Annotated in this window: 20 protein-coding genes; 18 read left to right on the top strand and 2 right to left on the bottom strand. The window is 71.5% G+C overall.

Annotation, left to right across the window (positions count from 1 at the left end):
• Positions 1 to 3 precede the first annotated feature (3 nt).
• The 12 genes from IOD14_RS29900 to IOD14_RS29845 all read left to right on the top strand — a co-directional run bounded on the left by IOD14_RS29900 (position 4) and on the right by IOD14_RS29845 (position 15022).
• On the top strand, positions 4 to 1290 hold the full coding sequence (locus tag IOD14_RS29900; protein ID WP_212672036.1) for a dihydroorotase: 1287 nt from the start codon (positions 4 to 6) through the stop codon (positions 1288 to 1290).
• Positions 1287 to 1865 carry a hypothetical protein gene (locus IOD14_RS29895; RefSeq protein ID WP_123987926.1) on the top strand — a complete coding sequence of 193 codons (579 nt, stop codon included), beginning with the start codon at positions 1287 to 1289 and terminating at the stop codon, positions 1863 to 1865. Before IOD14_RS29900 ends, IOD14_RS29895 begins: the two co-directional genes overlap by 4 nt.
• Complete coding sequence (gene carA / locus IOD14_RS29890; protein WP_123987925.1) at positions 1862 to 3031, top strand: glutamine-hydrolyzing carbamoyl-phosphate synthase small subunit; 1170 nt, start codon at positions 1862 to 1864, stop codon at positions 3029 to 3031. Before IOD14_RS29895 ends, carA begins: the two co-directional genes overlap by 4 nt.
• Positions 3024 to 6332, top strand: coding sequence for a carbamoyl-phosphate synthase large subunit (gene carB, locus IOD14_RS29885; protein WP_123987924.1), 3309 nt, complete (start codon positions 3024 to 3026; stop codon positions 6330 to 6332). The genes carA and carB overlap by 8 nt, the downstream gene beginning before the upstream one ends.
• A 71-nt stretch (positions 6333 to 6403) precedes the next feature.
• On the top strand, positions 6404 to 7504 hold the full coding sequence (locus tag IOD14_RS29880; protein ID WP_123987923.1) for a quinone-dependent dihydroorotate dehydrogenase: 1101 nt from the start codon (positions 6404 to 6406) through the stop codon (positions 7502 to 7504).
• Complete coding sequence (gene pyrF, locus IOD14_RS29875) at positions 7501 to 8346, top strand: orotidine-5'-phosphate decarboxylase (RefSeq protein ID WP_123987922.1); 846 nt, start codon at positions 7501 to 7503, stop codon at positions 8344 to 8346. Before IOD14_RS29880 ends, pyrF begins: the two co-directional genes overlap by 4 nt.
• 324 nt (positions 8347 to 8670) lie before the next feature.
• A complete protein-coding gene (locus IOD14_RS29870; RefSeq protein ID WP_003977346.1) occupies positions 8671 to 8994 on the top strand; it encodes an integration host factor in 324 nt (107 codons plus the stop codon).
• Between the two features lie 60 nt (positions 8995 to 9054).
• Entirely contained in the window at positions 9055 to 9648 is a 594-nt protein-coding gene (gene gmk, locus IOD14_RS29865) for a guanylate kinase (RefSeq protein ID WP_123987921.1), read from the top strand.
• Between the two features lie 65 nt (positions 9649 to 9713).
• Complete coding sequence (gene rpoZ / locus IOD14_RS29860) at positions 9714 to 9986, top strand: DNA-directed RNA polymerase subunit omega (protein ID WP_003988945.1); 273 nt, start codon at positions 9714 to 9716, stop codon at positions 9984 to 9986.
• Positions 9987 to 10085: 99 nt separating this feature from the next.
• Positions 10086 to 11288, top strand: a complete 1203-nt coding sequence (coaBC, locus tag IOD14_RS29855) for a bifunctional phosphopantothenoylcysteine decarboxylase/phosphopantothenate--cysteine ligase CoaBC (RefSeq protein WP_212672035.1) — start codon at positions 10086 to 10088, stop codon at positions 11286 to 11288.
• Between the two features lie 239 nt (positions 11289 to 11527).
• Positions 11528 to 12736: a methionine adenosyltransferase gene (gene metK / locus IOD14_RS29850; protein ID WP_212672034.1), complete on the top strand. Its 1209-nt coding sequence runs from the start codon at positions 11528 to 11530 to the stop codon at positions 12734 to 12736.
• Between the two features lie 123 nt (positions 12737 to 12859).
• Positions 12860 to 15022, top strand: a complete 2163-nt coding sequence (locus IOD14_RS29845) for a primosomal protein N' (protein WP_212672033.1) — start codon at positions 12860 to 12862, stop codon at positions 15020 to 15022.
• Between the two features lie 493 nt (positions 15023 to 15515).
• On the opposite strand, the gene IOD14_RS29840 is transcribed toward IOD14_RS29845, so the two are convergent.
• Positions 15516 to 16067: a hypothetical protein gene (locus IOD14_RS29840; protein WP_123987917.1), complete on the bottom strand. Its 552-nt coding sequence runs from the start codon at positions 16065 to 16067 to the stop codon at positions 15516 to 15518.
• Positions 16068 to 16346: 279 nt separating this feature from the next.
• On the opposite strand from IOD14_RS29840, the gene fmt reads away from it, so the two are divergent.
• Both fmt and IOD14_RS29830 read left to right on the top strand, forming a co-directional pair.
• Positions 16347 to 17279: a methionyl-tRNA formyltransferase gene (gene fmt / locus IOD14_RS29835; RefSeq protein WP_212672032.1), complete on the top strand. Its 933-nt coding sequence runs from the start codon at positions 16347 to 16349 to the stop codon at positions 17277 to 17279.
• Positions 17280 to 17785: 506 nt separating this feature from the next.
• Complete coding sequence (locus tag IOD14_RS29830) at positions 17786 to 19204, top strand: transcription antitermination factor NusB (protein ID WP_212672031.1); 1419 nt, start codon at positions 17786 to 17788, stop codon at positions 19202 to 19204.
• A 22-nt stretch (positions 19205 to 19226) separates the two neighbouring features.
• Here the strand turns inward: IOD14_RS29830 and IOD14_RS29825 are convergent, their stop codons facing one another.
• Positions 19227 to 21383: an MMPL family transporter gene (locus tag IOD14_RS29825; RefSeq protein WP_212672030.1), complete on the bottom strand. Its 2157-nt coding sequence runs from the start codon at positions 21381 to 21383 to the stop codon at positions 19227 to 19229.
• Between the two features lie 134 nt (positions 21384 to 21517).
• Here IOD14_RS29825 and rpe point away from each other — a divergent pair, with 134 nt between their 5' ends.
• From rpe to IOD14_RS29805, 4 genes are all read left to right on the top strand, one after another.
• Positions 21518 to 22204, top strand: coding sequence for a ribulose-phosphate 3-epimerase (gene rpe, locus IOD14_RS29820; protein ID WP_123987913.1), 687 nt, complete (start codon positions 21518 to 21520; stop codon positions 22202 to 22204).
• Positions 22205 to 22282: 78 nt separating this feature from the next.
• Positions 22283 to 23326: a sugar-binding domain-containing protein gene (locus IOD14_RS29815; RefSeq protein ID WP_123987912.1), complete on the top strand. Its 1044-nt coding sequence runs from the start codon at positions 22283 to 22285 to the stop codon at positions 23324 to 23326.
• A 40-nt stretch (positions 23327 to 23366) separates the two neighbouring features.
• Positions 23367 to 23735: a ribonuclease domain-containing protein gene (locus IOD14_RS29810; protein ID WP_212672029.1), complete on the top strand. Its 369-nt coding sequence runs from the start codon at positions 23367 to 23369 to the stop codon at positions 23733 to 23735.
• A complete protein-coding gene (locus IOD14_RS29805) occupies positions 23732 to 24043 on the top strand; it encodes a barstar family protein (protein ID WP_212672028.1) in 312 nt (103 codons plus the stop codon). Before IOD14_RS29810 ends, IOD14_RS29805 begins: the two co-directional genes overlap by 4 nt.
• The last annotated feature ends 97 nt before the right edge of the window (positions 24044 to 24140 follow it).

Genomic DNA, 24140 nt, shown 5'->3' with positions numbered 1-24140 from the left:
CACATGAGCAAGATCCTGATCCGCGGTGCGAAGGTCCTCGGCGGCGAGCCGCAGGACGTGCTGATCGACGGCTCGGTCATCGAGGCGGTCGGTACGGGGCTCCCGACGGAGGGCGCCGAGGTCGTCGAGGCCGTCGGCAAGGTGCTGCTGCCCGGCCTGGTCGACCTGCACACCCATCTGCGCGAGCCGGGCCGCGAGGACTCCGAGACGGTTCTCACCGGCACCCGCGCGGCGGCGAGCGGCGGCTACACGGCCGTGTTCGCCATGGCCAACACCTTCCCGGTCGCCGACACCGCCGGTGTCGTCGAGCAGGTCTACCGGCTAGGCCAGGAGCACGGTTACTGCGACGTGCAGCCCATCGGCGCCGTGACCGTCGGCCTGGAGGGCAGGAAGCTCGCCGAGCTCGGCGCCATGCACGAGTCGGCCGCCGGCGTGACCGTCTTCTCCGACGACGGCAAGTGCGTAGACGACGCCGTGATCATGCGCCGCGCCCTGGAGTACGTGAAGGCATTCGGCGGGGTCGTCGCCCAGCACGCCCAGGAGCCGCGGCTGACCGAGGGCGCCCAGATGAACGAGGGCATCGTCTCGGCCGAGCTGGGGCTCGGGGGCTGGCCCGCGGTTGCCGAGGAATCGATCATCGCCCGGGACGTCCTGCTCGCCGAGCACGTCGGTTCCCGCGTCCACATCTGCCACCTGTCGACCGCCGGGTCCGTCGAGATCGTCCGCTGGGCCAAGTCCCGCGGCATCGACGTCACCGCCGAGGTCACCCCGCACCACCTGCTCCTCACCGACGAGCTGGTGCGGACGTACAACCCGGTCTACAAGGTGAACCCGCCGCTGCGCACCGAGCGGGACGTGCTCGCCCTGCGCGAGGCCCTGGCCGACGGCACCATCGACATCGTCGCCACCGACCACGCCCCGCACCCGCACGAGGACAAGGACTGCGAGTGGGCCGCGGCCGCCATGGGCATGGTCGGCCTGGAGACCGCGCTGTCAGTGGTGCAGGAGACCATGGTGGACACCGGGCTCCTCGACTGGGCCGGGGTCGCCCAGCGCATGTCCGTCACCCCCGCCCGCATCGGGCAGGCCGCCGGACACGGGCGTCCCGTCTCGGCTGGTGAGCCCGCCAACCTCACGCTGGTCGACACGGAATACCGTGGCTCCGTGGACCCCGCGGGCTTCGCCTCGCGCAGCCGCAACACTCCCTACGAGGGGCGTGAGCTGCCGGGCCGTGTCACGCACACGTGGCTCCGGGGCAAGGCCACGCTCGTCGACGGGAAGCTCACGTGACATCTGAAATCCTGCTGGCCGCCGGTCTCGCAGCCGAGAAGAAGTCCGCCGAGGTCACCGACTGGGCCGCCCGCGTCGGCTGGCTCGTCGGCCTCGCCCTCTTCGTCGCGCTCGTCTACTGGCTGATGCGCGAGGGCTGGAAGTGGCGCGGCACGCTCCAGGGCGACCTGCCCGAGCTGCCCGCCGCGCCGGACGACCCCGGCCCGGCGAGACTGGGCATGAGCGGCCGCTACCACGGCTCCACCACCGCGGGTCAGTGGCTCGACCGGATCGTGGCGCACGGCCTCGGCACCCGCAGCCGGGTCGAGCTCACGCTGACGGACGCGGGACTGGACGTCGTACGCCCCGGCGCGAGGGACTTCTTCATCCCGCGCGAGGCCCTGCGCGAGGCCGTGCTCGGCAAGGGCATCGCCGGAAAGGTCCTGACCGAGGGCGGGCTCCTCGTGGTGACCTGGGCGCACGGCGAGCGGCTGATCGACTCGGGCTTCCGCTCGGACCACGCGGCCGAGCACACCGAGTGGGTCGACGCCATTAACTCCATGATCAACAAGACGGAAACGGAAGGCGCACGATGACGACCTCCACGAAGGGGAACGCCTCGCAGAGGAAAGAGGTGTCTCCCGCGGTACTCGTCCTGGAGGACGGCCGGATCTTCCGCGGCCGTGCCTACGGGGCCGTGGGGGAGACCTTCGGCGAGGCCGTGTTCTCCACCGGCATGACCGGCTACCAGGAGACCCTGACCGACCCCTCGTACGACCGCCAGATCGTCGTCGCGACCGCCCCGCAGATCGGCAACACCGGCTGGAACGACGAGGACGACGAGTCCCGCCGCATCTGGGTCTCCGGCTACGTCGTGCGCGACCCCGCGCGCGTGCCGTCCAACTGGCGGGCCAAGCGCTCCCTGGACGACGAGCTGGTCGCGCAGGGCATCGTCGGGATCTCCGGCATCGACACCCGCGCCCTCACCCGCCATCTGCGCGAGCGCGGCTCCATGCGCGCCGGGATCTTCTCCGGCGAGGCGATCGCGGTCGAGCCCGAGCTCGTCGCGCGCGTGCAGGCCCAGCCGCACATGAAGGGCGCCTCGCTGTACGAGGAGGTCGCCACCAAGGAGGCGTACGTCGTCCCCGCGGTCGGCGAGAAGAAGTTCACCGTCGCCGCGATCGACCTCGGCATCAAGGGCATGACCCCGCACCGCATGGCCGAGCGCGGCATCGAGGTGCACGTCCTGCCCGCCACCGCGAGTGTCGAGGAGGTCTACGCCGTGAATCCGGACGGCGTGTTCTTCTCCAACGGCCCGGGCGACCCGGCCACCGCCGACGGCCCCGTCGCGCTGATGAGCGCCGTGCTGGAGCGCAGGACGCCCCTGTTCGGCATCTGCTTCGGCAACCAGATCCTGGGCCGCGCCCTCGGCTTCGGCACCTACAAGCTGAAGTACGGCCACCGGGGCATCAACCAGCCCGTGCAGGACCGCACGACCGGCAAGGTCGAGGTCACCGCGCACAACCACGGGTTCGCCGTGGACGCGCCGCTCGACAAGGTCAGCGAGACGAAGTTCGGCCGCGTCGAGGTCTCCCACGTGTGCCTGAACGACAACGTCGTGGAGGGCCTCCAGCTGCTCGACCAGCCGGGCTTCTCCGTCCAGTACCACCCCGAAGCGGCAGCCGGCCCGCACGACGCCGCCTACCTGTTCGACCGCTTCACGTCTTTGATGAGCACAGTCATGGAGGGCCAGCGTGCCTAAGCGCACCGATATCCAGTCCGTCCTGGTCATCGGCTCCGGCCCGATCGTCATCGGCCAGGCCGCCGAGTTCGACTACTCCGGCACCCAGGCGTGCCGGGTCCTCAAGGCCGAGGGCCTGCGCGTCATCCTGGTCAACTCCAACCCGGCGACGATCATGACCGACCCGGAGATCGCCGACGCCACCTATGTCGAGCCGATCACCCCGGAGTTCGTCGAGAAGATCATCGCCAAGGAGCGCCCCGACGCCCTGCTGCCCACCCTGGGCGGCCAGACGGCCCTCAACACCGCGATCTCGCTGCATGAGGCCGGCACCCTCGACAAGTACGGCGTCGAGCTGATCGGCGCCAACGTCGAGGCGATCAACAAGGGTGAGGACCGCGACCTCTTCAAGGACGTCGTCGAGGAGGTCCGCAAGAAGATCGGGCACGGCGAGTCCGCCCGCTCGGTCATCTGCCACTCCATGGACGACGTCCTGGGCGGCGTCGAGACGCTCGGCGGCTACCCGGTCGTCGTCCGCCCCTCCTTCACCATGGGCGGCGCCGGCTCCGGCTTCGCGCACGACGAGGAGGAGCTGCGCCGCATCGCCGGCCAGGGCCTCACGCTCTCCCCGACCACCGAGGTGCTCCTGGAGGAGTCCATCCTCGGCTGGAAGGAGTACGAACTGGAGCTGATGCGCGACAAGCACGACAACGTCGTGGTCGTCTGCTCCATCGAGAACTTCGACCCCATGGGCGTGCACACCGGCGACTCGATCACCGTCGCGCCCGCCATGACGCTCACCGACCGCGAGTACCAGGTCCTGCGCGACGTCGGCATCGCGATCATCCGCGAGGTCGGCGTCGACACCGGCGGCTGCAACATCCAGTTCGCGGTGAACCCCGAGGACGGTCGTGTGATCGTCATCGAGATGAACCCGCGCGTGTCGCGCTCCTCGGCGCTGGCCTCCAAGGCGACCGGCTTCCCGATCGCCAAGATCGCCGCGAAGCTCGCCGTCGGCTACACGCTCGACGAGATCCCCAACGACATCACCGAGCAGACCCCGGCCTCCTTCGAGCCGACCCTCGACTACGTCGTGGTCAAGGCCCCGCGGTTCGCCTTCGAGAAGTTCCCGTCCGCCGACTCCACCCTCACGACCACCATGAAGTCGGTCGGCGAGGCCATGGCGATCGGCCGCAACTTCACCGAGGCCTTCCAGAAGGCGCTGCGCTCGCTGGAGAAGAAGGGCAGCCAGTTCACCTTCGTGGGCGAGCCCGGCGACAAGACCGCGCTCCTGGAGGAGTCCGTACGGCCCACCGACGGCCGCATCAACGCCGTCATGCAGGCCATCCGCGCGGGCGCCACCCCCGAGGAGGTCTTCGCGTACACGAAGATCGACCCCTGGTTCGTCGACCAGCTCTTCCTGATCAAGGAGACCGCGGACGAGCTGGCCGGGGCGTCCGAGCTGACCCGCGAGCTGCTCGCCGAGGCCAAGCGGCACGGCTTCTCCGACCAGCAGATCGGCGAGATCCGCGGCCTGCGCGAGGACGTGGTGCGCGAGGTCCGGCACGCGCTCGGCGTGCGCCCCGTCTACAAGACCGTCGACACCTGCGCGGCCGAGTTCGCCGCGAAGACGCCGTACTTCTACTCCTCCTACGACGAGGAGAACGAGGTCGCGCCCCGGACCAAGCCCGCGGTCATCATCCTGGGTTCCGGTCCCAACCGCATCGGCCAGGGCATCGAGTTCGACTACTCCTGCGTGCACGCCTCCTTCGCGCTGTCGGACGCCGGGTACGAGACGGTGATGGTCAACTGCAACCCGGAGACCGTCTCCACCGACTACGACACCTCCGACCGGCTGTACTTCGAGCCGCTCACGCTGGAGGACGTCCTGGAGATCGTCCACGCGGAGCAGCAGGCGGGGCCGATCGCGGGCGTCATCGTGCAGCTCGGCGGCCAGACCCCGCTGGGCCTGGCACAGGCGCTCAAGGACAACGGCGTGCCGATCGTGGGCACCTCGCCCGAGGCCATCCACGCCGCCGAGGACCGCGGTGCCTTCGGCCGCGTCCTCGCCGAGGCGGGCCTGCCGGCCCCCAAGCACGGCACCGCGACCACCTTCGCCGGCGCCAAGGCCATCGCGGACGAGATCGGCTACCCGGTCCTCGTACGGCCCTCCTACGTCCTCGGCGGCCGCGGCATGGAGATCGTCTACGACGAGACCCGCCTGGAGTCCTACATCGCCGAGTCGACCGAGATCAGCCCCTCGCGGCCGGTCCTCGTCGACCGCTTCCTGGACGACGCCATCGAGATCGACGTCGACGCGCTCTACGATGGCGAGGAGCTCTACCTCGGCGGCGTGATGGAGCACATCGAGGAGGCCGGCATCCACTCCGGCGACTCGGCGTGCGCGCTCCCGCCGATCACGCTCGGCGGCTTCGACATCAAGCGCCTGCGGGCCTCCACGGAGGCCATCGCGAAGGGCGTCGGGGTCCGCGGGCTCATCAACATCCAGTTCGCGATGGCCGGCGACATCCTCTACGTCCTGGAGGCCAACCCGCGCGCGTCCCGCACCGTCCCCTTCACCTCGAAGGCGACCGCGGTGCCGCTCGCCAAGGCCGCCGCCCGGATCTCGCTGGGCGCGACCGTCGCCGAACTGCGCGCCGAGGGCCTGCTCCCGGCCAACGGCGACGGCGGCGAGCTGCCGCTGGACGCGCCGATCTCCGTCAAGGAGGCCGTCATGCCGTGGTCGCGGTTCCGCGACATCCACGGCCGCGGCGTCGACACGGTCCTCGGCCCGGAGATGCGCTCCACCGGCGAGGTCATGGGCATCGACTCGGTCTTCGGCACGGCGTACGCCAAGTCGCAGGCGGGCGCCTACGGCCCGCTGCCCACCAAGGGCCGCGCGTTCATCTCGGTCGCCAACCGCGACAAGCGCTCGATGATCTTCCCGGCCCGTGAGCTGGTCGCGCACGGCTTCGAGCTGCTCGCCACCTCCGGCACCGCCGAGGTCCTCAAGCGCAACGGCATCAACGCCACCGTCGTGCGCAAGCAGTCCGAGGGCACCGGCCCGAAGGGCGAGAAGACCATCGTCCAGCTCATCCACGACGGCGAGGTCGACCTCATCGTCAACACCCCCTACGGCACCGGCGGCCGCCTCGACGGCTACGAGATCCGTACGGCGGCCGTGGCGCGGTCGGTCCCGTGCCTCACGACGGTTCAGGCGCTCGCCGCCGCCGTCCAGGGCATCGACGCACTCAACCACGGTGACGTGGGTGTGCGTTCACTCCAGGAACACGCGCAGCACCTGACCGCGGCCCGCGACTAGCAGCCCTGAGGGGGACACCGGAAACGGTGTCCCCCTCTTCGTGAAGACCCCCATGTCTTCGTGAGGACACCATGTACAAGATCTTCTTCAATCTCGTCTTCCAGCGCATGGACCCCGAGAAGGCCCACTACCTGGCCTTCCGCTGGATCCGGCTCGCCGTCCGCGTCCCCGTGCTGCGCACCTTCGTCGCGGCCGCCCTCGCACCCCGCCACAAGGAGCTGCGCACCGAGGCCCTCGGGCTGCGCATGCACGGCCCCTTCGGCCTCGCCGCGGGCTTCGACAAGAACGCCGTCGCCATCGACGGCATGGCGATGCTGGGCTTCGACCACATCGAGATCGGCACGGTGACGGGGGAGGCCCAGCCGGGCAACCCCAAGAAGCGGCTCTTCCGCCTCGTGCAGGACCGCGCGCTGATCAACCGTATGGGCTTCAACAACGAGGGCTCGCTGGCCGTGGCGGCCCGCCTGGCCTCCCGTGAGCCCGTCTTCAAGACCGTCGTGGGCGTGAACATCGGCAAGACCAAGGTCGTCCCGGAGGACGAGGCCGTCGCCGACTACGTGAAGTCCGCGGAGCGGCTCGCGCCCTTCGCCGACTACCTCGTCGTCAACGTGTCGTCGCCCAACACGCCCGGTCTGCGCAACCTCCAGGCCGTCGACCAGCTGCGTCCGCTGCTGACCGCGGTCCGCGAGGCCGCCGACCGGATCGTCGCGAACCGCCGGGTCCCGCTCCTCGTCAAGATCGCTCCCGACCTGGCCGACGAGGACGTCGACGCGGTCGCCGACCTGGCCGTCGAACTCGGCCTGGACGGCATCATCGCCACCAACACCACCGTCGCGCGCGACGGCCTGCGGTCGGAGGCCTCGCTGGTGAAGGAGACCGGCGGCCTCTCCGGCGCACCCCTCAAGGAGCGCTCCCTGGAGGTCCTCAGGCGCCTGTACGCGCGCGTGGGCGACCGGATCACCCTGGTGGGCGTCGGGGGCGTCGAGAACGCCGAGGACGCCTGGCAGCGCATCCTGGCGGGCGCCACGCTGGTCCAGGGCTACAGCGCCTTCGTCTACGAGGGTCCTTTCTGGGCCCGGGCCATCCACAAGGGCCTCGCCGCGCGCCTGCGCACGAGTCCGTACGCCACCCTCGCCGACGCGGTCGGCGCCGACGTGAGGAAGACGGCATGACCTCGTACGAGCCTTTCGGCGCCCGGCTGCGCCGTGCCATGGACGAGCGCGGGCCGTTGTGCGTCGGGATCGACCCGCACGCCTCGCTGCTCACCGAGTGGGGTCTGGACGACGGTGTGGCCGGCCTGGAGCGCTTCAGCCGGACCGTCGTCGAAGCGCTGTCCGACCGGGTCGCCGTGTTCAAGCCGCAGAGCGCGTTCTTCGAGCGCTTCGGCTCGCGCGGGGTCGCCGTGCTGGAGAAGACCGTCGAGGAGGCCCGCGCGGCCGGTGCGCTGGTCCTCATGGATGCCAAGCGGGGTGACATCGGCTCGACCATGGCCGCGTACGCGGAGGCGTTCCTGCGCAAGGACTCGCCGCTCTTCTCGGACGCGCTGACCGTGTCGCCGTACCTCGGCTACGGCTCGCTCTCACCGGCGATCGCGCTGGCGCGCGAGAGCGGCGCGGGCCTGTTCGTGCTCGCCCTGACCTCCAACCCGGAGGGCGGCGAGGTCCAGCACGCCGTCCGCGCGGACGGCCGGAACATCGGCGCGACCATGCTGGCCCATCTGGCCGCCGAGAACACCGGGGAGGAGCCCCTGGGGTCCTTCGGCGCCGTCGTAGGGGCCACCCTGGGCGATCTGTCGTCGTACGACCTGGACATCAACGGTCCGCTCCTCGCGCCCGGCGTCGGCGCGCAGGGAGCCACTCCGGCCGATCTTCCCCGGGTCTTCGGCAGCGCGATCCGCAATGTCGTTCCGAACGTCAGCCGGGGAGTGCTGCGGCACGGTCCGGACATCGGTGCGCTGCGAGCGTCCGCGGACCGGTTCGCGGAGGAGATCCGGTCCGCGCTGCCGACGGATTGAGCCGGCCGTCGGAGGACCGGCCGGCGCGTTCGCAACGGTCGTCGCGGATGTTCGACGCCGCCGTTCGAGTCCTCCGACGCGGGGTTCGAGGCCCGCTTGAGTCTGAATACATCCTCAAATCCGGGGCAGTATGTCAGAAATGTCCGGCCTGACGGAGGCTGACCAGGACTTTTCCGCTGTTCTCGCTGACTCTGGCGGACTTGGCCGCTAGTCTCCGACGCAGAGTCAACGGGCGAGCGTGTTGCTCGTGGCTCCCCAGGTGTGGGGCGACTAGGTTCCTCACCGGTCCGTATCCGACAGTTCGACATCCGAGGTGACGTAGGCGTGGCTCTTCCGCCCCTTACCCCTGAACAGCGCGCAGCCGCGCTCGAAAAGGCCGCCGCGGCTCGCCGGGAGCGGGCCGAGGTCAAGAATCGACTCAAGCACTCCGGCGCCTCTCTCCACGAGGTCATCAAGCAGGGCCAGGAGAACGACGTCATCGGCAAGATGAAGGTCTCCGCCCTGCTCGAGTCCCTGCCGGGCGTGGGCAAGGTCCGCGCCAAGCAGATCATGGAGCGACTCGGTATCTCCGAGAGCCGTCGTGTACGCGGCCTCGGCTCCAACCAGATCGCTTCGCTGGAGCGTGAGTTCGGCAGCACCGGTTCCTGAACCGGGTCACTCCGGGAAGGGGAGTCCCGGGCACTCCGGGATTGCTGGAATAATCGCTGCATGGCTGCAACATTCCGGGGGACGACCCCCGAGCCCCCGGACGTACGTCCGCGGCTGACCGTGCTCTCCGGCCCCTCAGGGGTCGGCAAGAGCACGGTCGTCGCCCATATGCGCAAGGAACATCCCGAGGTCTGGCTCTCGGTGTCGGCGACGACCCGCAAGCCCCGCCCCGGCGAGAAGCACGGCGTCCAGTACTTCTTCGTCACCGACGAGGAGATGGACAAGCTGATCGCCAACGGCGAGCTGCTGGAGTGGGCGGAGTTCGCCGGCAACCGCTACGGCACGCCGCGTGCGGCCGTGCTGGAGCGGCTGGAGGCGGGTGAGCCCGTCCTGCTGGAGATCGACCTCCAGGGTGCCCGGCAGGTCCGTGAGTCCATGACGGACGCCCAGCTGGTGTTCCTGGCTCCTCCCTCCTGGGAGGAGCTGGTGCGCAGACTCACCGGACGGGGCACCGAGCCGCCCGAGGTGATCGAGCGCCGCCTGGAGGCGGCGAAGATCGAGCTGGCGGCTGAACCCGAGTTCGATGTGACCTTGGTCAACACCTCCGTCGAGGACGTGGCGCGCGAGCTGCTAGCCTTGATGGATGTTGTGTGATCGTGCCTGCTCATCGAGGCTTGATCATCCGCACTGATTCTTTCCCATCCATCGGAAGGTAGAGCGTGTCCTCTTCCATCTCCGCGCCCGAGGGCATCATCAACCCGCCGATCGACGAGCTCCTCGAGGCCACCGACTCGAAGTACAGCCTCGTGATCTACGCGGCCAAGCGGGCCCGCCAGATCAACGCGTACTACTCGCAGCTCGGCGAGGGTCTGCTTGAGTACGTCGGTCCGCTGGTGGACACCCACGTCCACGAGAAGCCGCTCTCGATCGCCCTGCGCGAGATCAACGCGGGTCTGCTGACGTCCGAGGCCGTCGAGGGCCCGGCGCAGTAGTACGTTCAGATTGCAGTTGGCTTTTCCACAGGCCCGGCAGCGCGACTGTCGGGCCTGTGGTGTGTCATGGAGTCGTTGCTTCGAGGAAGGGGAGACCTGGTGGACAAGCCGAAGGTCGTGCTGGGGGTCAGCGGCGGCATCGCCGCGTACAAGGCCTGCGAGCTGCTGAGACGGCTCACGGAGTCCGGCCACGACGTCCGCGTCGTCCCCACCGCCTCCGCGCTGCACTTCGTCGGCGCGGCCACCTGGTCCGCCCTGTCCGGCCATCCTGTCTCCACCGAGGTCTGGGACGACGTCCACGAGGTCCCGCACGTCCGCATCGGACAGCACGCCGACCTGGTGATCGTGGCTCCGGCGACCGCCGACATGCTCGCCAAGGCGGCGCACGGCCTGGCGGACGACCTGCTCACCAACACCCTGCTCACGGCCCGCTGCCCGGTCGTCTTCGCGCCCGCCATGCACACCGAGATGTGGGAACACCCGGCCACCCAGGAGAACGTGGCGACGCTTCGGCGCCGCGGCGCCCTCGTGATCGAACCGGCCGTCGGCCGGCTGACCGGCGTCGACACCGGCAAGGGACGGCTGCCGGACCCCGCCGAGATCTTCGAGGTCTGCCGGCGCGTACTGGCCCGCGGTGCCACCGAGCCCGACCTCCGGGGCCGGCACGTCGTCGTCAGCGCCGGCGGCACCCGCGAGCCCCTCGACCCGGTCCGCTTCCTGGGCAACCGCTCCTCCGGCAAGCAGGGCTACGCCCTCGCCCGCACCGCCGCCGCGCGCGGCGCCCGGGTCACGCTGATCGCGGCGAACACCGGCATGCCCGACCCGGCCGGCGTGGACGTGGTCCCGGTGGGGACGGCCGTACAGCTGCGCGAAGCGGTTCTGAAGGCGGCGGCCGACGCCGACGCGGTCGTCATGGCGGCGGCGGTCGCGGACTTCCGGCCCCAGACGTACGCGGCCGGAAAGATCAAGAAGAAGGACGGCCAGGACCCCGAGCCCATCGTCCTGGTGCGGAATCCGGACATCCTCGCCGAGATCTCGGCCGAGCGCGCCCGCCCCGGCCAGGTGATCGTCGGCTTCGCCGCCGAGACCGACGACGTGCTGGCCAACGGCCGCACGAAACTGGAACGCAAGGGCTGCGACCTCCTCGTCGTCAACGAGGTGGGCGAGCGCAAGACCTTCGGGTCCGAGGAGAACGAAGCGGTGGTGCTGGGCGCCGACGGCAGCGAGACGCCGGTGCCGCACGGACCGAAGGAGTTCCTGGCCGAAACCGTGTGGGACCTGGTGGTGAGACGCCTGCACTGAAGGTTTCATTCGCTTCTCGGTCCCAGGAACCTCCGGCGCCCAGGCGTGGCGCCCCTGGCCAAGTCCGCTCGGAATTGGGCACAATGCGGGTGCCGCAGGTCACAGCCCTCCCGAGAGGCGAGACAGGGGGGCCGCTGACCGAGCACGACCGATAAACTGTTCTCGGACGACGCCGGGCGCAGCCCCCGAGCTCGTCCGCCAATGATCAGCCAGCAGCCGCTGCAACCCCAGGGAGCGTTGTGTCCCGTCGCTTGTTCACCTCGGAGTCCGTGACCGAGGGCCACCCCGACAAGATCGCTGACCAGATCAGTGACACCATCCTCGACGCGCTCCTCAAGGAGGACCCGACCTCCCGGGTCGCGGTCGAGACGCTGATCACCACCGGTCTGGTGCACGTGGCCGGTGAGGTCACCACCAAGACCTACGCGCCGATCGCCCAACTGGTGCGCGACAAGATCCTGGAGATCGGTTACGACTCCTCCAAGAAGGGCTTCGACGGCGCCTCCTGCGGTGTCTCGGTCTCCATCGGCGCGCAGTCCCCGGACATCGCGCAGGGCGTCGACACGGCGTACGAGAACCGGGTCGAGGGCGACGAGGACGAGCTGGACCGCCAGGGCGCGGGCGACCAGGGTCTGATGTTCGGCTACGCGACCGACGAGACCCCCACCCTGATGCCGCTGCCGATCTTCCTGGCGCACCGTCTGGCGAAGCGCCTGTCGGAGGTCCGCAAGAACGGCACCATCCCCTACCTGCGTCCGGACGGCAAGACGCAGGTCACCATCGAGTACGACGGCGACAAGGCCGTCCGGCTCGACACCGTCGTGGTCTCCTCGCAGCACGCCTCGGACATCGACCTGGACTCCCTGCTGGCTCCGGACATCCGTGAGTTCGTGGTGGAGCCGGAGCTGAAGGCGCTCCTGGACGAGGGCATCAAGCTGGACACCGACAGCTACCGCCTGCTCGTCAACCCGACCGGCCGTTTCGAGATCGGCGGCCCGATGGGCGACGCGGGTCTGACCGGCCGCAAGATCATCATTGACACGTACGGCGGCTACGCCCGCCACGGCGGCGGTGCGTTCTCCGGCAAGGACCCGTCCAAGGTGGACCGGTCGGCCGCGTACGCGATGCGCTGGGTCGCCAAGAACGTGGTCGCCGCGGGTCTGGCCTCCCGCTGCGAGGTCCAGGTGGCCTACGCGATCGGCAAGGCCGAGCCGGTGGGTCTGTTCGTGGAGACCTTCGGCACCGCGAAGATCGACACCGAGAAGATCGAGAAGGCGATCGACGAGGTCTTCGACCTCCGCCCGGCCGCCATCATCCGCGATCTCGACCTGCTGCGCCCGATCTACTCCCTGACGGCGGCGTACGGCCACTTCGGCCGTGAGCTCCCGGAGTTCACCTGGGAGAAGACGGACCGCGTGGACGCCCTGCGCAAGGCCGCGGGTCTGTAGGTCCGCTTCCGCTCCGTACGAGGCCCGGTCCCCCGAGGGGGCCGGGCCTCGGGCTTGCCCGGAGACCTGCTGGAGCGCGACGGTCGCGGCCGTCTGTCAGTGGGGTCTGGTACCAATGATGCTGTGAGCAGCGAGGATGAGGCGGCACAGCGCTCGGGGGAGGCCGGGGCGCCGGAGCAGCTTGCGCTCATTCGGGAGAGCGTGCGCAAGGCCAAGGTGCCGCGGGCCAAGCCCCGGACCTGGCGAGGGGCCGCGCTGGCCAAGGAGCTGCCGGTCGCGCGGGTGCTGGTCGACAAGGGCGTGCTCCACCTCGACCGGTACTTCGACTACGCCGTGCCCGAGGAACTGGACGCGGACGCGCAGCCGGGGGTGCGGGTGCGGGTGCGGTTCGGGGCCGGGCGCGGGCGGGTCAGGGAAGGACGGCGTGAGGGCGGCGGGCTGATCGACGGGTTCCTGGTCGAGCGGCTCGCCGAGTCGGACTACTCAGGACCGCTGGCCGCGCTCGCCCAGGTCGTCTCGCCCGAACCGGTGCTCAGCGAGGAACTCCTGGGGCTCGCACGGGCCGTCGCCGACCGGTACGCGGGAAGCCTGGCGGATGTGCTGCAGCTCGCCGTCCCGCCGCGCAGCGCTCGGGCCGAGCAGCGGCCCTCTCCCGAGCCGTTGCCGCCCCCCGCGCCACCGGAGACGGGATCCTGGGGCCGGTACGAGCGTGGGGGCGCGTTCCTGGAGTCGCTGGCCTCGGGAGGCGCGCCGCGCGCGGTGTGGAACGCCCTGCCCGGGCCGCAGTGGAGCGAGGAGCTCGCGCGGGCGGTTGCCGCGACCCTGGCCTCCGGGCGGGGGGCGCTCGTCGTCGTGCCGGACGGGCGGGCCGTCGCCCGGGTCGACGCCGCTCTGACGTCGGTCCTGGGGGAGGGGCGGCACGCGGTCCTGACCGCGGATGCCGGGCCCGAGAAGCGGTACCGGGAGTGGCTGGCCGTACGGCGGGGGGCCGTGCGGGCCGTCGTCGGGACGCGGGCCGCCATGTTCGCGCCGGTGCGGGACCTGGGACTCGTCGCGCTCTGGGACGACGGCGACGACAGCCACAGTGAGCCGCACGCCCCGCAGCCGCATGCGCGCGAGGTGCTGCTGTTGCGGGCCGCGCAGGACAAGTGCGCTTTTCTGCTGGGGAATTGGAGCTGCACCGTGGAGGCCGCGCAGCTCGTGGAGAGCGGGTGGGCGCGGCCGCTCGTGGCGTCCCGGGAGCAGGTGCGGGCCGTCGCCCCGCTGGTGCGGACCGTCGGGGACCAGGATCTCGCGCGGGACGAGGCCGCGCGGGCGGCCCGGCTGCCGACGCTCGCCTGGCAGGCCGTAAGGGAGGGCTTGCGGCACGGGCCGGTGCTCGTGCAGGTCCCGCGACGCGGGTACGTGCCGCGGATGGCCTGCGCCAACTGCCGGGAGCCCGCGCGGTGTCGGCACTGTGCCGGGCCGTTGGAGGGGCAGGAGTCCGCGGCGGCGCTGCGGTGCGGGTGGTGCGGGCGCGAGGAGGGGGCCTGGCACTGTCCGGAGTGCGGGGGATTCCGGTTGCGGGCGCAGGTGGTGGGGGCGCGGCGCACCGCGGAGGAGCTGGGGCGGGCGTTTCCCGCCGTTCCGGTGCGGACGTCCGGGCGTGAGCATGTGCTGGACACCGTGCCTGCGGCGCCGGCGCTGGTGGTGAGCACCCCGGGGGCGGAGCCGGTCGCCGAGGGCGGGTACGCGGCCGCGCTGTTGCTGGACGGATGGGCCATGCTCGGGCGGCCGGATCTACGGGCCGGGGAGGACGCGCTGCGGCGGTGGATCGCGGCGTCGGCGCTGGTGCGGGCACAGGGGGCGGGGGGCACGGTGGTCGTGGTCGCCGAGCCCACGTTGCGGCCCGTGCAGGCGTTGGTGCGGTGGGATCCCGTGGGGCATGCCGTGCGAGAGCTGGGGGAGCGTGCGGAGTTGGGGTTTCCGCCGGTGTCCCGGATGGCGGCGGTGTCGGGGGTCGGGGAGGCGCTCGCCGAGTTCCTGGCGGCTGTGGAACTGCCCGGTGAGGCCGAGGTGTTGGGACCTGTGCCGGTGCCGGTGACGACGCCGGGAGGGCCTCGGAGGACGGGGGTGCCACCGGTCGGCGAGCGGTGGGAGCGGGTGCTGGTGCGGGTCCCGCCGGGGAAGGGCGCCGCGTTGGCCTCCTCGCTCAAGGCCGCGCAGGCCTCCCGGATGGCTCGGGGCGGAGGGAGCGGGAGCGAGGGGGCGATCTGGGTGCGGATCGATCCGCCGGACATCGGGTGACGGCTGAGGGGTGGGCCGGGCCGTCGGAGGTCGAATGGTGGTCGGGGCGAGGCGGGTTGCTGCGCTGATGGTCGGGCCGGAGTGGGGCGGGTTGCTGCGCTGATGGTCGGGCCGGAGTGGGGCGGGTTGCTGCGCTGATGGTCGGGCCGGAGTGGGGCGGGTTGCTGCGCTGATGGTCGGGCCGGAGTGGGGCGGGTTGCTCCGCCGATGGTCGGTTCGGGGCCTGGCGGGTTGCTCCGGGCCCCGGCCCTCGGCGCGCTGGTCGAGTCGGGCGGCAACGCCCTGCGGGCCGCGCGGGGCGGCGGGGGCGGGGCTCGGTGGTCCGGTGCGCGGTGGTCCGGTGCGCGGTGGTCCGGTGCGCGGTGGTCCCGCGGTGGAGCCGTGGACCTCGCGATACGTGGTCGTGGTCGTGTCCGGTGGACGTGGTGCAGGGGGTCGGGACATGCGTCTGCCCTCCCGGTCGGGGTGGGAGGGCAGAGAGAGGAGACGCGGGTCAGCCGTTGCGGGGGCCGGGGAATGCTGTGGGTCTTGCCTCGTCGCGCAGGGCGGAGCTGCCCGCGGTGGGCTGGGTCGGCATGGAGCGGGCCGCGGGGACCGTGGGGACCGCCGGCACCGAGGGGATACCGGTGTTGACGCCGACCGCGCGGGTTCCCGACGGCTCCGTGGCGCGCTCGGCGTCGGCTGTCGCCTGGGCCGCGGCGCGGCGGGCGCCGTACCGACGGTGGACCGCCTGCTTGGTGACGCCGAGGGCGGAGCCCACCGCGTCCCACGAGAAGCCGAGCGAGCGGTCGAAGTCGACCGCGGCCGTCACCAGGGTCTCGACGCTGTCCCGCAGTTCCTGCGCGAGACGGACCGTGGGGGCGGGGGCGCGTCCGTAGACGACGAAGCCCGTGGAGGGACCGGAGCGGCGCGGGCGGTAGACGTTGCCCAGCTGGGCGGTCAGCGTGCGCAGTGCGTCCACCTGCCGGCGGACCCGCTCGATGTCCCGCACCAGCAAGTGCAGGCTGGCCCGAGCCTGGGCGTCGTGGGTTGCGTGGTCGGCCATGAACAAGCCTCTCGAACCGGCGTTGAAAAGGATGGGGCCGCGATCGCGGCCCGTTGTGGTCAACTCTTTCTTGACCAACGCGTCTACGCTCCGCTGGTCACGCAGTGGGGGCGTAACGGCATATGCGTGCGCCGGGGGTGGGGGGTTCGCGCCTTGACCGGGAGGCGGCCTCGCCCTGGGGCCGCTCCGCTCCGGGCTGCTCCGGCCGTGCGGTGGTGCTGCCTCGCCATAGACTTGTGTGCTGCCCGTCGTCACCCGTCCGAGAGGCCCTGTCCACCCATGAAGCTCGTCTTCGCCGGTACCCCCGAGGTCGCCGTTCCCGCTCTGGACGCTCTCATCGCCTCCGGGCGGCACGAGGTCGCCGCCGTCGTCACCCGGCCGGACGCGCCGGCCGGGCGGGGGCGCAGGCTGGTCGCGAGCCCGGTGGCGGAACGGGCCGAGGAGGCGGGGATCGAGGTGCTCAAGCCCGTCAAGCCGCGCGACCCGGAGTTCCTCGAGCGGCTCCGCGAGATCGCCCCGGACTGTTGTCCCGTCGTCGCCTACGGCGCCCTCCTGCCGCGCGTGGCCCTCGACGTCCCCGCCCACGGCTGGGTCAACCTGCACTTCTCGCTGCTGCCGGCCTGGCGTGGGGCCGCTCCCGTGCAGCACTCCATCATGGCGGGGGACGAGATTACGGGCGCCTCGACCTTCCTCATCGAGGAGGGACTGGACTCCGGGCCCGTCTACGGCACCGTCACCGAGGAGATCCGGCACACCGACACCAGCGGTGACCTGCTGACCCGGCTCGCCTTCGCCGGCGCGGGGCTGCTCGCCGCGACCATGGACGGCATCGCCGACGGCACGCTGAAGGCCGTACCTCAGCCGACCGAGGGCATCACCGTCGCCCCGAAGATCACCGTCGAGGACGCGCGGGTCGACTGGGCCGCGCCCGCGCTGCGGGTGGACCGGGTCGTCCGGGGCTGCCACCCGGCGCCCGGAGCCTGGACGACCTTCCGCGGTGAGCGACTCAAGCTCATCCAGGTCCAGTCGGTTCACGGCCGGACGGACCTCGCCCCCGGCGCGCTCGCCGTCGGCAAGAACAGCGTCCACGTCGGTACCGGGTCGCACGCCGTGGAGCTGCTCTGGGTGCAGGCGCAGGGGAAGAAGCCGATGAAGGCCGCGGACTGGGCGCGGGGTGTCAGGATCTCGGACGGCGAGACCGTCGGCACGTGAGGCGGACCGGCTGCGCGGGTCCGCCGGCGGCCGGTGAGGTGGGTTCCCGGGGTGCCGGTCCCGCGCCCTGATGCGGGGACGGCCGCAGTCGGTGCGGTGGTGGCCCCGAGCGTCCCTGGGAGGGAGCCCGGACCGCCGTTCAGCACGTCGGGTGGGTGCCCGTCCGCGGAGCGGCTCTCGGCGGGCTGTGCAGGGCGCGTACGCGGTTGGAGGGCACGCCTCTCGCGTGCCTGACGGCAGGGCTCGGCCCTCGTGACCGCGGCAGCCGGGCTCGACCTTCGTGACCGCGGCAGCCGGGCACACTCCTGGCGCCCCTCACGGCGGGACCCGTCCTCGCGCCCTTACGAAAGGGCCCCGCCCTCGTGTGCGGCCCGCTTGCCCGCGACGGCACCCTCGGTACGTGAGGTCCGCCTCGGGATCACCCCGGCCCCCTCGGAGGGGCCCCTGGGCTTCGGCGGACGTACGCTTGGGGCCTGTCCAGACCTTGAACCCGGAGCACCTTTTTCGTGAGCGACCAGCCCCGTCGGCCCCACAAACCCGGCAAGCCCTACCGTCGGCCCCAGAAGGACCCCGTCCGCATCCTCGCCTTCGAGGCGCTGCGGGCCGTGGACGAGCGGGACGCGTACGCCAACCTCGTCCTGCCGCCGCTGCTCAGGAAGGCGCGGGAGAAGGGCGGCTTCGAGGCGCGCGACGCGGCGCTGGTTACCGAGCTCGTGTACGGGACACTGCGGCGGCAGGGGACGTACGACGCGATCATCGCCGAGTGCGTGGACCGGCCGCTGCGCGAGGTGGATCCGCCGGTGCTCGACGTGCTGAGCCTCGGGGCGCATCAGCTGCTCGGCACCCGCATCCCGACGCACGCCGCCGTGTCCGCCTCCGTCGAACTCGCGCGGGTCGTGCTCGGGGACGGACGGGCCAAGTTCGTCAACGCCGTGCTGCGCAAGGTCGCGCAGGACGATCTCGACGGCTGGCTCGCGAAGGTGGCGCCGCCCTACGACGACGACCCCGAGGACCATCTCGCCGTCGTGCACTCGCACCCCCGCTGGGTCGTGTCCGCGCTGTGGGACTCCCTCGGCGGCGGACGGGCCGGCATCGAGCGGCTGCTGGAGGCCGACAACGAGCGGCCCGAGGTGACCCTCGTCGCCCGTCCCGGTCGTGCCACCGCAGAGGAGCTGCTGCGCGAGGAGTCCGCCGTGGCGGGGCGCTGGTCGCCGTACGCCGTACGGCTGTCCGAGGGTGGCGAGCCCGGGGCCGTGGACGCCGTACGGGAAGGCCGGGCCGGGGTGCAGGACGAGGGCAGTCAGCTCGTCGCGCTGGCCCTCGCGAACGCACCCCTCGAGGGGCGGGACGAGAAGTGGCTCGACGGGTGCGCGGGGCCGGGCGGCAAGGCCGCCCTGCTCGCCGCGCTCGCCGCCGGGCGCGGGGCGATGCTGCTCGCCTCCGAGAAGCAGCCGCATCGGGCCGGGCTCGTCGCCAAGGCGCTCGCCGGGAACCCGGGGCCGTATCAGGTGATCGCCGCGGACGGGACCAGGCCGCCGTGGCAGCCGGAGAGTTTCGACCGGGTGCTGATGGACGTGCCGTGCACGGGGCTCGGGGCGTTGCGGCGGCGGCCGGAGGCCCGGTGGCGGCGCCGGCCTGAGGACCTGGAGGGGTTCGGGCCGTTGCAGCGGGCCTTGCTGAGCACGGCCTTGGATTCCGTCCGGGTGGGCGGGATCGTCGGGTACGCCACGTGTTCGCCGCACCTCGCGGAGACCCGGGCGGTCGTGGAGGACGTGCTCAAGCAGTGGCCGGCCGCCGAACTCGTCGACGCGCGGCCGTTGTTCCCCGGTGTGCCGGAGCTCGGGGAGGGTCCGGACGTGCAGTTGTGGCCGCATCTGCACGGGACCGATGCGATGTATCTGGCGTTGATCCGTCGGACCGGGTGACTGGTCGTTCGTCCGACGGGGACTAGTCGTTCGTCCGAGAGGCCGTCGTGGCCGGTCGCGCGGTTCCCCGCGCCTCCGGGTCGGGCTCCTCGGCCTTGGCCAGGCTGTGCGGCCACCACACCTTGGAGCCCACGTCCAGGAACAGGGACGTGACCAGGACCGAGCGGACGATGAACGTGTCCAGCAGGACCCCCAGCGCCACCGCGAAGCCGATCTCCGCGAAGGCGACCATCGGGAGGGTGCCGAGGGCGGCGAAGGTGCCGGCCAGGACCAGTCCGGCGGAGGTGATGACCGCGCCGGTCGCGGCCAGGCCGGTGATCACGCCCGGCCGGGTGCCCTGACGGGCCGCCTCCTCGCGGATACGGGTGGTCAGGAAGATGTTGTAGTCGATGCCGAGGGCGACCAGGAAGACGAAGACGAACAGCGGGAAGTCCGTCGACTCGCCCGCGTAGTCGAACACGTGGCGGAAGGCCAGCGCGCTGAGGCCCAGGGCTCCCGCGAAGGACAGGATCACCGTCCCGATCAGCAGCAGCGGGGCGACCAGGGCGCGCAGCAGGGCGCACAGGATCAGCGTCACCACGACCAGCACCAGCGGGATGATCAGGATGTTGTCGTGCGTGGTGGCCCTGTCCATGTCCAGCAGTGCGGCCGTACCGCCGCCGACCTGGGCGTCGGCGTCCGGGACCGCGTGGACGGCGTCGCGGACCCGCTCCACCGTCTGCTTCGCGGCCTCGCTGTCGGCAGGGGCGGTCATCGTGGCCTCGAACAGCACCTTGCCCTCGTACGCGGGTTTCGTGCCCGGCGGCAGGCCCAGCGACTGGGGCACCACTCCGCGGGTGCCCGCGACCGCTTCGCCCACCTGCCGTGCCTGGGCCTGGTTGCTGACGACGACCAGGGGGTCTCCGCTGCCGGCCGGGAAGTACTTCGCGGACACCTCCTGGCCGACGATCGAGTCCGGTTTCCCGGTGAACGCGTCCGCGTTGCCGATGCCCTCGGCGCGCAGCTGGATCAGGCCGAGCGAGCAGACGCCGAGGGCCAGGGCCGTGGCCACCCAGATCATGCGGGGGCGGCGGGCGATACGGCGGCCGGTGCGGGCCCAGATGCCGCTCTCGATGCGGTCGGGGTCGCCGAAGTGCGGGATCGCCGGCCAGAAGATCCACCGGCCGAAGATCACCAGCAGGGCAGGGAACAGCGTCACCATCGCCAGCAGGGCGACCGCCACCCCGATCGCGGCGACGGGGCCGAGGCCGCGGGTCGAGTTCATCTCGGCGGCCAGCAGGACCAGCATGCTGAGGATCACGGTCGCGCCGGAGGCGACCACAGCCGGTCCCGCGCGGTGCAGGGCGAGGGCCATCGCCTCGTGGCGGTCCTCGTGGCGGTGCAGCTCCTCCCGGTAGCGGGCGACGAGCAGCAGGGCGTAGTCCGTCCCCGCGCCGAAGACGAGGACCGTGAGGATGCCCGCGCTCTGGCCGTTGACCGTCAGCCCCGCGTGCTGCGCGAGCAGATAGATGAAGGCCTGTGCGGTGAACAGTGCGGCGATCACCGAGAGCAGCGGGACCAGGAGCAGAGTGGGGCTGCGGAAGGTGATGAGCAGCATGACCACGACGACCGCCATGGCGGACAGCAGCAGCGTGGAGTCGATGCCCTCGAAGGCCTCGGAGAAGTCCGCGGAGGTGCCGCCCGGGCCGGTGATGTGCACGGCGAGACCGTCGCCGCCCTTGCCCACGACGTCACGCAGGGAGTCCACCGCGGGCGCGATCTCCTCCCAGCCCTTCTCGTCCATGGTGATCGGGACGAGGATCTGGGCGGCGCGCGGATCGCTCTGCCGGTCGTAGATCGGGCCCCGGGTCTCCGCGCCGCGGATGCCGTGGGCCGTCAGCTGCTTGATCTCGGAGACGTCCTTGGCGATCGTGGCCCGTTCCTGCGCCGTCAGGCCGCTCTCGCGCGCGTAGACGACGACCGCGGGGATCTGTTCCGGCCTGAAGTCCTCCGAGATCTGCAGGACTTGGGTGGACTCGGCGGAGCCGGGCAGCCAGGAGGCCGCGTCGTTGTCCTGGGCGTCGGTGAGCTTCGAGGCCAGGGGTGCCGTCAGGAACAGCACCACCAGCCACAGCGCCAGCACCAGCCACTTCGCACGCCGTCCGCAGACGAGATGCGCGATGCCCCGATTTCCGCTCATGGCCACCCCCGGTGCCATCTCTCGAGCCGATCGGCCGCCCAGCATGACACGCGCGGCCCGTCCACAACATCCGATGAACGGCTTAGGTCCGGACCGGCGCGCCCCTCCGCCCCCCGGCATGGGAGGCTTGGGGTATGGCCGCGCAGATCAATCCCAGCATCCTGTCCGCCGACTTCGCCCGCCTCGCGGACGAGGCGAAGGCGGTCGGGGGAGCCGACTGGCTCCATGTCGACGTCATGGACAACCATTTCGTTCCGAACCTCACGCTCGGCGTGCCGGTCGTAGAGTCCCTGGCCCGTGCGACGGACACCCCGCTGGACTGCCATCTGATGATCGAGGCCCCCGATCGCTGGGCGCCCCAGTACGTAGAGGCGGGGGCCTCTTCCGTCACCTTCCATGTGGAGGCGGCCGCCGCTCCGGTCCGGCTCGCCCGGGAGATCCGGGCCAAGGGCGCCCGCGCCTCCATGGCGCTGAAGCCCGCGACGCCCATCGAGCCGTACGAGGACCTGCTCCCCGAGCTCGACATGCTGCTGATCATGACGGTCGAGCCCGGTTTCGGGGGACAGGCGTTCCTCGACATCATGCTCCCCAAGATTCGCCGGACCCGCGAGTTGATCAGCAAGCACGGCCTTGAGCTGTGGCTCCAGGTCGACGGCGGAGTCTCGGCGTCCACCATCGAGCGCTGCGCGGACGCGGGCGCCGACGTCTTCGTCGCCGGGTCGGCGGTGTACGGGGCGTCCGACCCGGCCGAGGCGGTACGTGCATTGCGCAAGCAGGCGGAGGGGGCGACCGCGAAGGCTTCGTGGGCGTGCGACCACTGAGCGTCAGGAACGTGAACGGCTCTGATCAGGGCTGATCAAGTGCGCCGGATCTGCAAGGATGAACGGCGAATCCAGAGTGTGAACAGCAGTGAGGAGATCGCCGTGTCGGGTATGTCGGCGGGCCGGTCAGCCATGCGGATGGGACCCGCTGAGCTGGTGCAGGCGGCGGCCATGGCCCGCCGCTTCTACCTCGAGGGCAAATCGAAGATCCAGATCGCGGAGGAGTTCGGCGTCAGCCGCTTCAAGGTGGCCCGGGTCCTCGAGACCGCTCTCGAACGGGATCTCGTGCGGATCGAGATCCGCGTGCCGGCCGAGCTGGACGCGGAGCGCTCCGACGCGCTCCGCGCCCGCTACGGCCTCAGGCACGCCGTCGTGGTCGAGTCCCCGGCCGAGGCCGAGGAGACACCTGACCCCGAGAACCTGGGAGAAGTGGCCGCCGACCTGCTCGGCGAACTGGTCAACGAGGGCGACATCCTGGGCCTGGCCTGGGGCCGCTCCACCATCCACATGGCGGCTGCCCTCGACCGGCTCCCACCGTGCACGGTGGTGCAGTTGACGGGTGTGTACGACGCCGGGACCGCCGAGCGCGGTTCGGTGGAGGCGGTGCGGCGGGCCGCCCAGGTGTCCGGCGGGGACGCCCACCCCATCTACGCGCCGATGCTGCTGCCGGACGCGGCCACCGCGGCCGCCCTGCGCAACCAGACCGGGATCGCCCGGGCCTTCGAGTACTTCGACAAGGTCACGGTCGCCTGTGTCTCCATCGGCTCCTGGGAGCCGGGCATCTCGACGGTGCACGACATGCTCAGCGACGAGGAGCGCGGCCACTACGCCTCGCTCGGTGTCGCCGCCGAGATGTCCGCGCACCTCTTCGACGCCGAGGGCCGCAGGGTCGGTCGGGACCTGGGCGAGCGGTGCATCACGGTCAAGGCCGACCAGCTCCGCCGTATCCCCGAGGTCGTCGCGATCGCGGGCGGACAGCGCAAGGCGGCCGCGATCGACGCGGTGCTGCGGTCCGGACTCGTCACCAGCCTGGTGACGGACACCTCCGCCGCGGACTACCTGATGACGGCGGGGACCACGCCGAAGCCGGCGCTCAACAGGGCGGACCCGGACGGGGCCTGACGGACTGCCCCGAGGAGGCGGCCGTGGCAGCATCGAGCGCATGCTGCTGCGGTTCGTCTCCCGAGTGCTTCTGTGCCTGCTGGTCCTGACGGGGTGTTCGGCCACCGGCGCCGACCCGTCGACGGGCGACGGCCCGGCCACCGTCCAGGAGTCCCGGCTCCCGGCCGAGGCCCGGCAGACCCTCGAACTCATCGACAGGGGCGGTCCGTTCCCGTACGCCAAGGACGGCTCGGTCTTCGGGAACTTCGAGCGGCTGCTGCCCGCGCACCGGCGCGGCTATTACCACGAGTACACCGTCCCCACCCCGGGCTCGCACGACCGCGGGGCCCGGCGGATCGTCACCGGGCAGGGCGGGGAGATCTACTACACCGATGATCACTACGACTCGTTCAGGGCGGTACTGAGATGACGGCACGCGTGGTCACGCTGGACCTCGAAGGGGTCGTGGACAAGGCGGGCCTGATGGACCGCTGCGCCCGTGACCTACGGCTGCCGGACTGGTTCGGCCGCAACTGGGACGCGCTGGCCGACGTCCTCGCCGATCCCGGCATGTGGGCCGGGAACGCCGGGGACCCCGCCGGGACGGAGACCGTCGTCCTCGTACGGCACTGGGACCGGTACGCGCAGGCGCGGCCCGAGGAGTGGGCCACCGCCCGCGAGGTGTTCTCGCAGACCTCCGCACTCACCGTGGCGCTCGCCCTTGGAGGTTCGTCCTAAGGCCCCTCCGGCCGGTCTGGACGTTTCGCCCGTGGGTGGCATTCCGCCCGACATGGGAGAATGAAGTACGTGCTCTTTCCCCCTGGCTGACCTGTCC

Origin of the sequence: Streptomyces sp. A2-16 (assembly GCF_018128905.1) — a bacterium.
Classification (GTDB): domain Bacteria; phylum Actinomycetota; class Actinomycetes; order Streptomycetales; family Streptomycetaceae; genus Streptomyces.
This window is presented reverse-complemented; position numbering and strand designations above follow the sequence as displayed.